Source organism: Roseateles sp. GW835-FHT13E02, from assembly GCF_058794035.1.
Genome location: NZ_JBXAGJ010000038.1, coordinates 1 through 13,504, shown reverse-complemented (window position 1 = coordinate 13,504; position 13,504 = coordinate 1). Strand labels below are relative to the sequence as shown.

General features: G+C 67.1%; 13 protein-coding genes. 6 read left to right on the top strand and 7 right to left on the bottom strand.

Annotated elements, in window-relative coordinates:
- Nucleotides 1–46: 46 nt before the first annotated feature.
- Nucleotides 47–1,057, top strand: coding sequence for a CE1 family esterase (locus AC1Q6P_RS23485; RefSeq protein ID WP_492666178.1), 1,011 nt, complete (start codon nt 47–49; stop codon nt 1,055–1,057).
- Between the two features lie 63 nt (nt 1,058–1,120).
- Complete coding sequence (locus AC1Q6P_RS23480; RefSeq protein ID WP_492666179.1) at nt 1,121–1,861, top strand: hypothetical protein; 741 nt, start codon at nt 1,121–1,123, stop codon at nt 1,859–1,861.
- Between the two features lie 109 nt (nt 1,862–1,970).
- Here the strand turns inward: AC1Q6P_RS23480 and AC1Q6P_RS23475 are convergent, their stop codons facing one another.
- Complete coding sequence (locus AC1Q6P_RS23475; protein WP_171827526.1) at nt 1,971–2,849, bottom strand: ThiF family adenylyltransferase; 879 nt, start codon at nt 2,847–2,849, stop codon at nt 1,971–1,973.
- A gap of 324 nt (nt 2,850–3,173) precedes the next feature.
- On the opposite strand from AC1Q6P_RS23475, the gene AC1Q6P_RS23470 reads away from it, so the two are divergent.
- The 3 genes from AC1Q6P_RS23470 to AC1Q6P_RS23460 all read left to right on the top strand — a co-directional run bounded on the left by AC1Q6P_RS23470 (nt 3,174) and on the right by AC1Q6P_RS23460 (nt 7,368).
- On the top strand, nt 3,174–5,342 hold the full coding sequence (locus AC1Q6P_RS23470) for a winged helix-turn-helix domain-containing protein (protein WP_492703354.1): 2,169 nt from the start codon (nt 3,174–3,176) through the stop codon (nt 5,340–5,342).
- A gap of 185 nt (nt 5,343–5,527) precedes the next feature.
- Entirely contained in the window at nt 5,528–6,541 is a 1,014-nt protein-coding gene (locus AC1Q6P_RS23465) for a Kelch repeat-containing protein (RefSeq protein WP_492666181.1), read from the top strand.
- The gene (locus AC1Q6P_RS23460) at nt 6,538–7,368 is read left to right on the top strand and encodes a hypothetical protein (protein WP_492666182.1); all 831 of its coding nucleotides are present in this window, start codon (nt 6,538–6,540) and stop codon (nt 7,366–7,368) included. The genes AC1Q6P_RS23465 and AC1Q6P_RS23460 overlap by 4 nt, the downstream gene beginning before the upstream one ends.
- A gap of 6 nt (nt 7,369–7,374) precedes the next feature.
- Here the strand turns inward: AC1Q6P_RS23460 and AC1Q6P_RS23455 are convergent, their stop codons facing one another.
- Entirely contained in the window at nt 7,375–8,184 is an 810-nt protein-coding gene (locus AC1Q6P_RS23455) for an SDR family NAD(P)-dependent oxidoreductase (protein WP_492666183.1), read from the bottom strand.
- A gap of 54 nt (nt 8,185–8,238) precedes the next feature.
- Complete coding sequence (locus AC1Q6P_RS23450) at nt 8,239–8,373, bottom strand: hypothetical protein (RefSeq protein ID WP_492666184.1); 135 nt, start codon at nt 8,371–8,373, stop codon at nt 8,239–8,241.
- Between the two features lie 293 nt (nt 8,374–8,666).
- Between AC1Q6P_RS23450 and AC1Q6P_RS23445 the strand changes: the two genes are divergently transcribed.
- Complete coding sequence (locus tag AC1Q6P_RS23445; protein ID WP_492666185.1) at nt 8,667–10,421, top strand: hypothetical protein; 1,755 nt, start codon at nt 8,667–8,669, stop codon at nt 10,419–10,421.
- 31 nt (nt 10,422–10,452) lie between these two features.
- Here AC1Q6P_RS23445 and AC1Q6P_RS23440 read toward each other — a convergent pair whose 3' ends face one another.
- The 4 genes from AC1Q6P_RS23440 to AC1Q6P_RS23425 form a co-directional block, all read right to left on the bottom strand.
- Nucleotides 10,453–10,575, bottom strand: coding sequence for a hypothetical protein (locus tag AC1Q6P_RS23440; RefSeq protein ID WP_492666191.1), 123 nt, complete (start codon nt 10,573–10,575; stop codon nt 10,453–10,455).
- A gap of 165 nt (nt 10,576–10,740) precedes the next feature.
- Entirely contained in the window at nt 10,741–12,318 is a 1,578-nt protein-coding gene (locus tag AC1Q6P_RS23435) for a choice-of-anchor D domain-containing protein (protein ID WP_492666186.1), read from the bottom strand.
- A gap of 450 nt (nt 12,319–12,768) precedes the next feature.
- Nucleotides 12,769–13,074 (bottom strand): hypothetical protein, encoded by a 306-nt coding sequence (locus tag AC1Q6P_RS23430; RefSeq protein WP_492666187.1) that lies wholly within the window; start codon nt 13,072–13,074, stop codon nt 12,769–12,771.
- A gap of 7 nt (nt 13,075–13,081) precedes the next feature.
- Nucleotides 13,082–13,504, bottom strand: a 423-nt coding sequence (locus AC1Q6P_RS23425) for a hypothetical protein (RefSeq protein WP_492666188.1), incomplete at its 5' end; no start/stop codon positions are given.

Below are 13,504 nucleotides of genomic sequence, written 5' to 3'. Positions count from 1 at the left end.
AACCTGCCGGCACAGTCGCCCCCTGAACCCATGCGAGCACCTTGTCATGAAAAGAGTTTTGCGTTGGCTGCTGCGAGGCAGCTTGATCCTCCTGGCCCTGCTGCCCCTGCTGGCCGGCCTGCTCGGCTATTTCCTCTACACGCCCGAACCCGAACTGCCGCCGCTGTCCGGCCAATTGAGCCAGGGCACCCTCGACGTGGCCGGCGTCAAACGCAGCTACCGGAGCTATGTGCCCAAAGACCTGCCACCGGGCGCGCCGCTGGTCTTGGTGTTGCACGGCTCGGGCGAGGGCCCGGGTCAGATCCGCGTCGCCACGGGTTACGCCTTCGAGCGCCTGGCCGACCAGCACGGCTTCGCCCTCGTCTACCCCAAATCCTTCGCCTTCGACTGGAACGACTGCAGCCGCATCGGCGACAAGGAGCTGAACGGCGTCAGCAGCGACGATGTGGGCTTTCTGGCCAGCCTGGTGGACCACCTGGTCGCCGAGCTGGCGCTGGACCCGGCCCGTGTGTTTGTGGCCGGCGTGTCCAACGGCGGCTCGATGGTGATGCGCTTGGCGCTCGAGCAGCCGGAGCGCTACAAGGCGGTGGCAGCCGTGGTCGCCAATGTGCCTGCGCCGCAGAACTTCCAGTGCAAGCCGGCGGCGCAAAAGGCCACCTCGGTGATGATCATGAACGGCAGCGAGGACCCGCTGGTTCCCTACGCCGGCGGCGAGATCAATCTGCTGGGCATGTTCTACCAAGGCGGCCCGGTCATTTCATCGCGCGCATCGGCACAGTTCTTCGCCGATTGGGCGCATCTGAACGGCGCGCCCCAGACCCTGGAAACCGTGGTCGCTGGCGGTGTTCGTGTCGAACACAAGCGCTGGAGCCCCGCCCACACGCGCAGCGGCAAGCAGGGCGGCGAAGGCAAGGCCGAGGTGGAACTGGTGACCATTCATGGCGGCGGACATGGTCTGCCACAGCCCTACGCGCAGCGCCCGCGGCTCTTGGGCCCCTCGCCGATGGCGCCGAACGGCCCGGCCCTGATCTGGGAATTCTTCGCGCGGCAGCACTGACAGACCGATCACCTCAGCCCCTCCTGCCCTCCTCCAAACACCTCAACTGAGCGTTCTTCAAACATGGCCACCCTCTACATCAGCCCCGAGAGCTCCCCCCTGGTCCATGCCGCCGCAGCGGCCTTGTTGTACGCACATATCGGCGCCGGCAGCCTCGGGATCGCGTCGGGCGCGGCGGCCTTTGTGTTCCGCAAGGGCACGGCGCTGCATCGCTTGATCGGCAAGGTGTTTGTCGCGTCGATGCTGATCATGTCCGGCATCGGCGCCTGCGTGGCGCCCTTCTTGCCCACGCCCGAGCGCGCCTCGCTGATTGCGGGCGTCTTGACCTTCTATCTGGTCTTGAGTTCGTGGCTGGCTGTCAAACGCAAGCCAGGTGAAGTGGGCAGCTTCGAGCACGGCCTCTTGCTGACCTCGCTGGGCATCACCGGCGCGGGTGCCTACTTCTTCTGGCTCGCCATGCAAAGCCCGCGCGGCATGCTGGACGGCCAGCCGGGCGCTGCGTTCGCCCTGTTCGCGATCATCGGCAGCTTGGCGGCGGTGGGGGATTTGCGCCTGATCATCCAGCGCGGCGTCACGGGCGCCACCCGCCTGGCGCGCCATCTCTGGCGCATGACGATCGCCTTGTTCATCGCCGCCAACTCGCTGTTCCTGGGTCAGCCCCAGGTCTTCCCGAAGGCGGTGCAGAAGTCCGGCTTGCTGTTTGTGCCGGCGCTGGTGATCCTGGCATTGCTGCTGTTCTGGCTGAGCCACACGGCCTGGGGCGCGCATCGGCGTCAACGCGCGCGCCGCATGCAGACTGCGTGAGGCCCGCGCCGCTTGACCTCAGCTCGGCCTGACGGATCAAGTGAGACACCAACCCTGTGTCGGGAGAACGTGGTTGGCGCGTGCGAACGGGGCGTCGCCCCCCCGCCGCTCAGGCCCGCGCCTGACGCAGCCGCCGCTGCATGGCCCAGAACATCAGGCGCTGCAGCGGGTGGCGGTTGCCGAAGGGGCGCCAGGTGCTTGTGAAGTTGTTGCGGTAGGCATCAAAGTGCAGACCGCGCGGAGCGCTCAGCACATCACCACGGCCCAGCAGCAGCTTGACTGCATTGGCACACGCCACCCCGGCCGCCAACTCGATGCCGATGGCGGTGGACGGCACCTTCTTCTCAAACAGATCGACCGTGCGAGCGGTCAGCAGGTAATGCCGCTGCTGCATGGAGGGCGAAACGCCGACGATGAACTTCAACACCTGGTCTTCGAAGCTGTGGCCATCGAGACAGAAGTAGTCCTCGAAGCTCATGCCGCCGGGCAGAAAGGCCAGGAACGCCGTGCCCATGCCCATGGGCGCCGCCGTGATGGCCGGAATGCCCAGGGCACGGCAGCGCGCAAACACCTGGCGACGCAGGGGCAACGCAAAGATGTCCAGGCTGTCCACATACAGATCGGCGCCCGCCAGGAACTCCTCGAGATTGCCCTCGTTGATGCCACCGGGCAGCTGACGCAACTGCACCTCTGGGTTGATGTCCTGCAGCGTGCGGGCCATAGCGTCCAGCTTCGGCTGACCGATGGTGGACGCAAAGGCGCCGGCCTGGCGGTTCATGTTCGGCCAGTCGAAGACATCCAGATCCGACAACGTGAACTGCCCCACCCCGAGGCGCGCCAGCGTGATCGCATGGCTGCCGCCCACGCCGCCCAGGCCGCCGATGGCCACACGGCAGCTGCGCAGCCGCTGCTGCTCCGCCTCGCTGAACCAGCCCAAATTGCGCGAGAAGGCCTCGCGGTAGTCGAAGGCGTCCGAGATCACAGCCATAGCCACCTGCCTGTCAAAGCGCAAGCCCACCGGGAGCGGCCCTGGGCTTGCTCAGAACGGAAGCGTCGGGGCGTGCCGAATGGCGGACTCAAAGCCCCCCTGCCTGGCATCGCCTGCTAGCGCTCGAACTCTACGGCGTCTGGCCGATTTTGTGCAGCCTATCTGACACCGGCCGGGCCGAACAGCGCCCTGCCCTTCGTGGCCAGGGCGAGCTGGCGAGTGGCCATAATCCTGCGCGAGACCACCACACCGGATGCGGGGCCCAAGTCGCAGCGCCCCGTCCGCGGCACGCGCGCGCGCACGGCGCTGACACCACGTTTGAGCATGCTGAAGAACCCCGAACACGAGCGATTCCAGCTGGGCGAATGGATCGTCGACGCCGCCGGCAACCGCCTGCAGCGCGGCGAGGAGACGCGCGCCTTGCGGCACAAGGCCATGGCCTTGCTCGTGCTGTTGGCGCGCCACCCGGGCGAAACCGTCAGCCGCGACGAGATCGTGGCCCGCATCTGGGACGGCAATCAGTTTGTCGCCCCCAAGGCCATCAACACCGCGGTCTGGGCCCTGCGCCAGGCGCTGGGCGACGACCCCGATTCGCCGCGCTATCTGGAGACGGTGGCCAAGAAAGGCTACCGCTTGATCGCACCGGTGTCGGCCATCACCCGGGTGGAGGAAACCGCCACGGTGGCAGACCCTTCCGCCTCCCTGCCACCCGTCGCAGCAGTCGACCCGGCCCCCGCAATCACCCCACCCACCGGCCCGCGCCACGGCCCGAGGTGGGCGGCTGCCCTGCTGGTCACCGGCCTCGCCGCACTGGGCGGGTGGGCCTGGAGCACCCTGACGGCCAGCAGCAGCAACAGCAACACCGTCCAGACGCCCGAGGCCCCATCGCACTTGCCCCAGGCACAGCCGCTGTCCCAAGCCCCGGGGCAGGAGTATCTGGGCCAGCTCTCGCCCGATGGCAGCCAGCTGGCCTTTGCCTGGTGGCAGGGTCAGGGCGTGGGTCGCCTGTACCTGCGAGCGGCGGCCGACGGCGCTGCCGCGGCCCGGGCCATCAGCCCGATCGACGAAGAGGTCAGCGGCCTGGCCTGGGCGCCGGACGGGCAGGCCCTGGCCTATGTGGCCACCCAGTCCGACGGCAGCTGCACACTCTGGATCTACCGGCTGGCAACGCAGAGCCGGCAGGCGCTGGCCGCTTGCCAGGCCCTGTTCACGCCCACCCTGGACTGGTCGCCCGACGGCCGCTGGCTGGCCTTCAGCGCCACGGCCGAGGGCGTGGGCGGCCTGTTCCTGATTGCCCCGGATGGCAGCGGCTTGCGCCGCCTGAGCAGCGCGCCGCCTGCCGCCATGGCCGACCACCAGCCCGCCTGGTCGGCCGACAGCCGCCATCTCGCCTTTGCCCGCCAGGACCCGGCCGACGGCAGCCGAGACCTCCATGAGCTGACGCTGGCTTCAGGCGCCCTCACACGCCTCAGCCAGCTCAAGCTTTACGGCTTGCATGGCATCAGCTACCGCGGCCAGGGCCGAGAGCTGGTGTTTTCCGCCACCCAGCAAGACCGCCGGATGCTCTTGCACTGGGATCCCGCCCGCGCCAGCGCCCGGCCGCTGGGTCTGGAGGGCAGTGCGCCCAAACGCAATGCCGATGGCAGCATCGTCTATGCCCTGCTACGGGCGCACACCAGCATTGCCCGCCTGCGCTGGGGCTCGGGCGTGCCGGAGCGCGCCATCAGCTCGGTCGCCAATGACCGCGCACCTACGGCCGCGGGTCAGGGCCTGGCTTTTGTCTCGAACCGGACCGGCCACCCCGAGATCTGGTGGGCCGACTCGGACTCGACCCCGCCCCGCCGCCTGACCGCGCTGGAAGGCCTGAGCAGCAGCCCGGCCGTTTCGCCAGACGCGAGCCAGCTGGTCTTCGCCGGCAGCTGCGGGCCCGGCAAGCGCATGGGTTTGTGCCGCCTCGAGCGGGCCGGGACCGAGGTGCAAGCCCTGACGGCCGATGCGGCCGAGTACGGCCGGGCGAGCTGGCACCCTGGGGGGCGGGAGTTCGTCGTCGCCAGCGACCGGGGTGGCGGCTGGCAGCTGTGGCGCTTCCGTGCCGACGGCAGCCAGGCGCCGCAAGCGCTGCGCACCGAGCAGGTGCCTGGCCCCCAGGTGCAGTGGGCCGCCGATGGCCGAAGCCTGGTCTACCAGGCTCGCGGCAGCCAACGCCTGCGCCTGCGCAGCGCCGAGGGGCAGGAGCGAGACCTGCCGGGGCTGCCGCCGGAAGAAAGCCTGGTGGATTGGCAGCTGAGCCCGGACGGCGCCCTGCTCGTGCTGAGCCGTGGCAGCCGAGAGCGCTTCCGGCGCTTCGAGCTCGGCAAGGGGCGCCAAACGGTCTTGAGCGCTCACCCGCTGGGCACCTTCCCCGAGCTGGCGCGTTTCAGCCTCGCCGCCGACGGCAGCGCCTGGGTGGAGCTGTCCAACACGGCCGTGGCGGATCTGATGCACCTGCGCTGAGGCCCGGCCCGGCTCGCCAGGCCGAGCTTCAGCGCAACTAAATGCTTGTCAGCGTTCAGGAAATATTTTTTAGACATGGATTGGAGCGCGCCGAGCGCGCCGCCGTCTTGCCCGCAGGGCGCGGCTTGGGCCTACTGAGGTGCAGCGCAGCAAAACAGCTCGCAAAGCCATAGACAGGAGACCCCATGAACCGACGACAACTGAACGCCAGCGCCCTGCTCTGGGCCGGCAGCGCACTGTGGGGCGCCGCCCGGGCCCAAGCGGCCCCGGGCGCCGAAAGAGGTGCCGAAAAAGGTGCCGAAAGAGAGGCCGCAGCTGGCGAACGCACACGCGGCTGGACCCGCCTGCCCGATATGCCCCTGCCCTTGGCCAAGTTCGGTGTGGCGGTGCTGGGCGGCAAGATCCATGTGCTGGGCGGCTACGACACGCGGCGCAGCGTGCTGGTCTACGACATCGCCAGCCAGCAGTGGAGTCATGGGCCCGAGCTGCCACGCGGCACCGACAACGTCGCCGCCATTGCCCTGGCCGATCGCTTGCTGGCCATCGGCGGCGAAGCTCGCCTGGCCTTGCAGGTGCTGGATGCAGGCCGCGGCCAGTGGAGCCTGGCGGCCGCTCTGCCGCGGGTCAGCTTTGCTTCGGCCGCCGCCGTGCTGGAGGGGCAGGTCCATGTGCTGGGGGGCTGGAACTACAACAACCAGAACAGCGCCTCACTGGACAGCCATTCGGTGCTGGACCCGAGCCGCATGCAATGGTCCAGCGCTGCCCCCTTGCCGCTGGCGCGCAATGCCGCCGCCGCCGTGACGCTGGGCGGCCAGCTCTACCTGCTGGGCGGGCGCGCCCCCGGCATACGCGCCCACGACCAGCACAGCCTGGCCCGCATGGATGTCTATTCGCCCGCCGAAGACCACTGGAGCTCCGCGCCCCCGCTGCCGCGGGCACGCGCCGGCTTGGCCGCCGTAGCCCTGGACGGGCGCCTGTACGCGCTGGGTGGCGAGGGCCCGGGCGGGGAGGTCAGCGCGGCGATGGAGCGCTACGAGCCGAGCAGCCAGACCTGGACCACCCTGGCCGACATGCCCTACCGCAGCCATGGCCTGGGCGCGGTGGCGGCAGGAGGCGCCCTCTACGTGATGGGCGGCTTCGGCCAGCCCTCGGACGCGGTGGGCAGTGAATCGGCCGCCTTCTACCGCTACCTGCCATGAAGCGCCCGCACCCGCACTCACACCCGGCTCTGGGCTGGCTCTTGGCCGCCGCCACCTGCTGCGGGCTCAGCGCCTGTGGTGGAACGCAGCGCCACCCGGAAACTGGGCTGGAGGTGCCGGCGCTGCCCAGCTCCGCGCCGCCGGCCGCCGAGATCTCGGTGCTGATGCTGGGCAACAGCCACACCTCGGCCCAGGCCCTGCCGCAGCAGTTGGAGGGCCTGTTGCGGGCCCGATTTCCCGGCCAATCGGTGGCTGTGGTGGAGGCGCCGAACTGGCTGTTTCTCGACGAGCGCCTGAGCGACCCGCTGAGCCAGAAGCTGCTGAGCAGCCAGCCCTGGCGGGCCGTGGTGCTGCAGGCGCAAAAGTACAGCAGCAGCGGTGCCTACCACTACAGCACCGCAGCCGCCGAGCAATGGGTGCAGGCGGTGCGCCGCCAACAGGCGCTGCCCCTGCTCTTCCCCGAATGGCCGCGGCGCGGCATCGACGAGACCGCTCGGATCTACGAGCTCCATGTGTCCATCGCCCGCAAGCAGCCGGCCTGCGTGGCGCCCATCGGCCAGGCCTGGGACCTGGCCCTGCAACGCCATCCCGAGCTGCGCCTGCATGCCAGCGACGGCAACCATTCGGCCGCTGCCGGCGCGCACCTGGCTGCGCTCATGCTCTACGCCACCCTGACCGGCGACTCGGCCCTGGCACTTCTGCCGCTGCTGCCCGAGCTCCACGGCATCAGCACCGCGCTGCAAACCCAGCTGCGCCAGATTGCGGCCGACACGGCGGCCCGGGTCCCGCCGCGCCAGCATTGCCCGAAGGATGGGCCCTGGCCCTGAGGCGCTTCAGCGGCTCGGAGCGCCCGAAGTGGCTCGCTTCAGCATGAGCTTGAACATATTGGCCGCGCGGGCACGAGACATGAGGCGGCTCATCATCCAGGCCATGAGGCGATTCTTTCGGCCGGGGATGGCATCCATACGACGACCTAGCGCCGAAAGCCCACTCATCGCAACCTCGTGGGGCGACATCTTGGACATGCCCATCTTGGCGAAGTCGATGCCCGTGCCGGCCGCCATGGGCGTGTCGGTGGGGCCGGGAGAGAGCACGCTGACATCCACGCCTTTATCCTTCATCTCCACGTGGAGCGCAGCACCCAGTGCCGCGATATAGGCCTTGCAGGCGCCGTACTGCGCCATATAGGGCTGAGGCATCCAGCCCGACAGGCTGGACACCAGCAGGATGGCGCCACGCCCGCGACTGGCCATCTTGGCACCCAGGCGGCGCACCAGCATCATCGGCGAGGCCACATTGAGCTGCAGCATGGACTCCAGCTGGTAGTTGGAGCACTCGACAAAGTAACCTCGCTCTTCCACGGCAGCGCAAGGCACGAGCAGGCCCACCTCGATGTCCTCCACCGCAGACAGCACCTGGCGGCTGCCTTCGGCCGTGGCCAGATCGGCACTCAGGACGCGCACCTGCACACGGTGCTTGCGAGTCAGCTCGCCGGCAAAGGCGATCAAGGCATCGGAGCGGCGAGCCACCAGCACCAGATGCATGCCTTGCGCCGCCAGGATGCGGGCCAGGGCGGCACCGATGCCGCTGCTGCCGCCGGTGATCATGGCCCATTCGCCGTAGCGTTGCTTCAGATTGAACATAGAGACTTCAGACGGGTTGTTGGGGAGTGGAAAAGCCTGCTGCGGCCGCCGCGTTCAGCTCGTCCAGGCTGTGATCAGCATGGCCGAAAGCAGCGCAAGAATGGCCGTGAGCAAGGCCGCGTAGCTGAGGCTGGACGGGTCAGCCCGGCCTTGCAGCTGGCGCAACCAGGCCGGCCAGCGGCGCGCCATGGGGCGCGGCTCGAGGCGCAGCGGTGGCGGACAGGGATCGGCGCCACGCAGGGCGCCCAGCCTCGGCGGCAGACCCGCGGAGGAAGACGTGGGGGATGGGGAAGCGATCAAGATGCAGACCTCGCTCGCGCAAGGCCTCAGGAAAGAAACGGGGCCGAATGATGCGATGCGGGCGGGTGACGAGGTCTTAAGGAGTGTTAACGCCACAGCGTCGGGGCGCGCAGGCCCCGCTGATTTCTGCCGCTATGCTTTCGGCGCGCAAGAGATCACGACAAGACCGATGGAGGAGAACGATGGAGCACCCGCTCAAGCCCGCCGCTGCCGCTGCCGCTGCCACTTCCACCGCACCACGCCGACGCCAGCGCGCGAGTGCCCCGGCCACGCTGCTGGCCACCGCGCTGACACTCGCCAGCCCCCAGGTCTGGGCCGATGTGCAGCTTGAGATCTTGCTGGCTTCACCAGGGGCCCTGGAGCTGCGCTACACGCCAAGCGGGAGTTGCCGCACGCTGACGCTGGCCAAGCAGAGCACCGCGGCCGATTCGCCTCTGCGCGCCAGCTGGCAGCCGCTCGATGACTGCAGCCTCATCGATCCCGGCAAAGACCAGATCCAGCTGAGCCGGGCGGCGTGCAGCACGGCCCGCTTCCGCGTGCCGGTGACGACCCAGCACACACCGGCCTACCAGCCGGCCTTCCCCATCGGCGACGCCGCGGTGTATGCGCACACCAGCAACTTCGCGACCACGCCGGCCTGCGGCCCACTGCAGGTGGTGGTGCGGGCCCCGGCCGTGGCTGCCGAAGGCCAGATACACGCGGGCGGGCTGACGCTGCCGCCGGCGCGCGGCGCCGACACGGCGGTTTTGCTGCTGCGCGAGAAGCCTGCGGACAGCCAGGGCCAGCGCGGCGTGCCCAGCGTGCTCGACCCCAAGCTCAGCCCGGACACGATCGCCCTGATCCAGCGCCTGGCCGATGGCACCATCGAGCTGCTGCGCCAGGAGCTGCCCGACGCGCCCTTTCGCATGCCCATCATCACGGCCACCGTGATCCGCAATGGCGGCACGCCGCACTACGAAGGGGATGCCGCCGATGTGCTGCGCCTGGCCTTGTTCAACTGGGACGAGCCGCTGAATGCCGAGCGGCGCAGCGAGCTGACGCAGTTTGTCTCGCACGAGTTCAGCCACCGATTCCAGACCTTTCTCGACACCCAGCACTACCGCGACGAACGCCTGATCCACGAGGGCGGCGCCGAGTTCCTGCGCTGGCTGCTGGGCCTGCGCCTGGGCTGGCTCAGCCCCGAAGCCGCCGCACGCGATCTGGATCAGGCCTTGAGCGACTGCCTGCTGGGCACGGCCGATCTGGCCTGGGGCCGGCTGCCACCGGGCCGCATCAGCGGCGCGCGCCTGGCCTACCGCTGCGGCCTGCCGGCTATCGCGCTGGCTGCGGCCAGCGCGGCGCCCGCAGCGCCGCCGTCGTTTGCCCGCGTCAACAGCTTCTACCGTGAGGTTCGCGCGCAGGCGCGGCCTGACTTTGCCCAAGCCATCGAATGCGGCGGCCCGCGCGCCGATTGCCAGCCCCGCTGGCTGCCCCGCCTGCTGGGCGAGCAAGAGCCCATGGGACAGGTCTGGGCCGCACTGGCCCGCGAGACCGGCATGCTGCAGCCCGGCGAACCCACAGCCGACGATCGCCGCGCGCTGATGATTCACGCCATCAGCCAGCTGATGCGCGAAGACTGCGGCGGCCGCCGCAGCCTCTACCCGGCCGAGGATGGCATCGGCCTCGATGCCATGCCCGAGCACTGCAAGACGCTACAACCCGGCATGTATGCCCGGCGCGTGGCCGGCCGCGTCTTGTTCAGCGACCCGCAGGCCCTGAGCGCCCTGCTCGACAGCTGCCGTCAGACCCAGGCGGTGGCGCTGGGCCTGCGCGATGGCCGCAGCGTCTCGCTCGCCTGCAGCGCCGGCTACCAGCCGCCGGTGGACCGTTTCTACCGGGTGCAGATCGAGCCGATTTTGCGGGGCCTGGGGCTGAAAGTGCCGAATGCTCCACCCTGAGCCCGCACCTACCCCAGACCCTCAGTTCACCTCAATTGACCACGCAAGCCAGGACATTGCGCCAGCTGCTGTCGTAGGCAGTCGGCACCTGGCTCGCCAGCAGCTCGCCAACAGCGCTGAGCCGCAGCTCCAAGAGCGGACTCGGCTGCGGCATCCCGCGCGGTGGTCTGGGAACACCCGCAACTGGTCGCCGTTCGGCGTCGTCACCCTGAATCCAGAGCGTAACGCCGTCGTTGAAGACGAACCAAAACGCAAGGAGTCTCTGCTCAAGGCTGCATGACTGAGGCAACAACTACCTCGACACGCGCGGTTCGCCCAGTCAGCACGGGTTGTCCGGTTGCTTGCTTGCATTGCCCGCCGCAGGAGGTGATTCACGCGGGACAAACCCACCCTTTCCTATGAGTGCAAAGGGCACTGCCTCACCCTGCGCCGACTTGGCGATCAAGCTGCCCTCGTAGTTCGTACAAGTACGAGGCGTGAAGCTCACCTTGTAAGTGCATGTTGCGCCTGGGTCCAAAGACAGGGCGCAGGTCTTGCTATGCAAGGCAAACACGTCGCCCTTCACGATCAACTCCACATTGGTGGCCGAAGCGGTACCGGAGTTGCGCAACGTAAAGACCTCAGACACCGTGGGCAAGCCCACCTGGGCGACGCCCCAGTCCACCGGGCTCACACCAGCCACGGCGCCCGGGTAGGTTTGAATCAAGCTCACGCTGCCAACGCCGTTTCCGGACGCCGTCAGGTAATTGCGTGCGCCGCTGATGTCGCGGGGCGCGACACCTTCCGACGCGATCACGCCAACCGCCGTCGGATTGAAGCCCAAGCTGACTGTGCAAAAGCCGTTCTTTGCAACCGCGGCACAGTCAGCGCCCATGCTGGCCGTGAAGCGTGGTGACAACTGGCCATTCAACCCTCCCGAGGGCGCATCCCGCCAATTGATGGTGCCGTTGCCCACGTTCTGAACTCTACGGACCTGCGCTGGGCTGCTGCTGTTCACCGGCACATCGCCAAAGTTCAGCACCGTGTTCTCCCACTGGCTGATTGCGGCATACAAGTCGGCCGTCACCGTGAAGCTGGCGTTCTCATGGGCGCCCAGGGTCTGCACACCGAAGGCGCCGTCTCCGTACGAATCCAAGGGCCCGTTCACTTGGAGCGTCAAAGTCATCTGGCAGCTGTTGCCCTGCGCCACCGAGCTGCAGTTGTTGCCCGTGACCGCGACTCGGTTGGGCAAACCGCTCAGCCCCGACAAGCTCATCGGCGCTCCGCCGTCGTTGCGCAAAGTCACCGTCGCTATCGAATTGCCGGCGCCGTCTTTCCACCAACGCGATGGCAAGACCGGGTTCCCTCCCACCAACACGGCTTTGGACGTCAACACCACCCCCTTCCCAAACAAAGCCGTTTCCAAAACCGTTGAGGCGATGCGCACCTTGAGGCTGCCTCTCGCATCACCCGCAAGGCTTGGCCTGAACTGCACCGTGATCGAGCAGAACGATCCATCCGGCAGGGTCCCTGGGCAATCTGACGAGACAAACGAAAACCCATCCCCGGACACGCTGCCCGCATTCAGCGCGGGCACGGCGTGCGCGTCACCGGATGCGTTGGTCAACCTGGCCTGCGCCGTAGCACTGCTGCCCACCGCCACGTTGCCAAAGGTCAGACTGGTAGACAGGGTCGGCAAGTTGCTGGAACCCACGGGTCTTTGGGTGACGCTCTTGACATTGCCCGCCGCGTCATAGCGGTAGTCCGTCTGCACTTGGGCCATCGCCGCACGCGGCGCCAAGGCGGCGCTCAGCGGCAGCAGGAGGAGGAGAAGGATGAGGCATTGCAAAAAGCAGCCTGCGACGCGAAGCCTGGCGCTGCTTTGAGCTTGAGTGTGAGACTGCAATTGCGATTGCATTGGAAAAACTCCTCCCGAAATGGGGTTGGGGCGCGCTTGGTTGCTTGCCTTCTTGCTCTTGGCTCTTTTCTTCTCTTTTCTTCTTCTTTGCGCCGCGCTCTATTTGTTTGTTTGCCTGTCTAACTATTTATCTATTCAGTCTGGCGATAGGCATGCATGAATGCAAGGTCGGCGACCTGGCTCACGGCGCTTGTTTGTCTGCTCGCTGGACTTCTTGGAAACTTAGAACGGAGGAGGGTCAGGTCTTGCCTTTAGATTTAAGGCCTGACCCTCTTGACCACTTTAGATTTAAGGCCTGACCCTCTTGCCCCTGGTCTGTCAATTTGGAAACTCAGAACGGTGGAGGGTCAGGTCTTGCCTTCGGATTTAAGGCCTGACCCTCTCAAGTGCTTGACCCTCTCAAGTGCTTTTGACCCTCTTGCCTGGACGCTCTTGCCTGATGCGAGTCACCTACAACTCTTCAAACTCACAGTTGACACCTTGGTCTTCAAGCAATTTTCTTAGGGCCTCGACTAGCCGCTGGCGCTGCTGTGCCGTCCCGCCATGAATGCTGAGCACCCTCATCGAATCATTCACCGAAACCGTGAAGTCTTCGGGCCATTTCGCATCAACGATCACCCCGCCGAATGCGCCTTGCAGTACTTCGCTAGTAACGTTGAGGACCTGATAGTCCTGGTGAGCACGTAATGCCACGCCAAGCCTTTCGAGGTCAGGCTTCTCGTGCATACCGTATTGCATCTCGAATTCGTAGCTCATATGGTCCTCACGAGCCGCTTGGCCGATTCCGAACGGTATCAAAGTCCTTCGGATTGGGGAGCCCGATGTGCGTCTGTGCCTTATCGGTGCTAGCAGCCCCTCTGTCGTTCAACTGGTTTCCCTGGGGATCCTGCTTGTGTACGTGCGCATTGTTTCCTGACTTGTGGGCTCCCTGAGCCTGATTCCCATAGGGGTGCACGCGGACCTCAGATTTGTCGGCATGAGTCCAGGTTTCGTTCTTGCCCGCCCCAGAACTGACCTTCGTCTGTTGGAAGCCAGCGTCTTTCAACGTTGAGGCGCGCTCGCTTGCTCCCATCCCTTTCATCTTCGGAAGTGAAGCCGCGGCGTCAGCCTGAATCGCCCCGGGTTTCGAGGAGGCTCCAACTCTGGAGAATGGAGCCATGAAGAAGTCCCCGAAGTTTTCGCCCGA

What these genes read in the sequence shown, in the direction of transcription:
- AC1Q6P_RS23450 (WP_492666184.1), bottom strand. Translation starts at nt 8,373, where the DNA reads ATGGCGCGCCGCTGGCCGGCCTGGTTGCGCCAGCTGCAAGGCCGGGCT.
- AC1Q6P_RS23485 (WP_492666178.1), top strand. Translation starts at nt 47, where the DNA reads ATGAAAAGAGTTTTGCGTTGGCTGCTGCGAGGCAGCTTGATCCTCCTG.
- AC1Q6P_RS23440 (WP_492666191.1), bottom strand. Translation starts at nt 10,575, where the DNA reads ATGCCGCAGCCGAGTCCGCTCTTGGAGCTGCGGCTCAGCGCTGTTGGC.
- AC1Q6P_RS23435 (WP_492666186.1), bottom strand. Translation starts at nt 12,318, where the DNA reads ATGCAATCGCAATTGCAGTCTCACACTCAAGCTCAAAGCAGCGCCAGG.
- AC1Q6P_RS23465 (WP_492666181.1), top strand. Translation starts at nt 5,528, where the DNA reads ATGAACCGACGACAACTGAACGCCAGCGCCCTGCTCTGGGCCGGCAGC.
- AC1Q6P_RS23480 (WP_492666179.1), top strand. Translation starts at nt 1,121, where the DNA reads ATGGCCACCCTCTACATCAGCCCCGAGAGCTCCCCCCTGGTCCATGCC.
- AC1Q6P_RS23460 (WP_492666182.1), top strand. Translation starts at nt 6,538, where the DNA reads ATGAAGCGCCCGCACCCGCACTCACACCCGGCTCTGGGCTGGCTCTTG.
- AC1Q6P_RS23430 (WP_492666187.1), bottom strand. Translation starts at nt 13,074, where the DNA reads ATGAGCTACGAATTCGAGATGCAATACGGTATGCACGAGAAGCCTGAC.
- AC1Q6P_RS23475 (WP_171827526.1), bottom strand. Translation starts at nt 2,849, where the DNA reads ATGGCTGTGATCTCGGACGCCTTCGACTACCGCGAGGCCTTCTCGCGC.
- AC1Q6P_RS23455 (WP_492666183.1), bottom strand. Translation starts at nt 8,184, where the DNA reads ATGTTCAATCTGAAGCAACGCTACGGCGAATGGGCCATGATCACCGGC.
- AC1Q6P_RS23470 (WP_492703354.1), top strand. Translation starts at nt 3,174, where the DNA reads ATGCTGAAGAACCCCGAACACGAGCGATTCCAGCTGGGCGAATGGATC.
- AC1Q6P_RS23445 (WP_492666185.1), top strand. Translation starts at nt 8,667, where the DNA reads ATGGAGCACCCGCTCAAGCCCGCCGCTGCCGCTGCCGCTGCCACTTCC.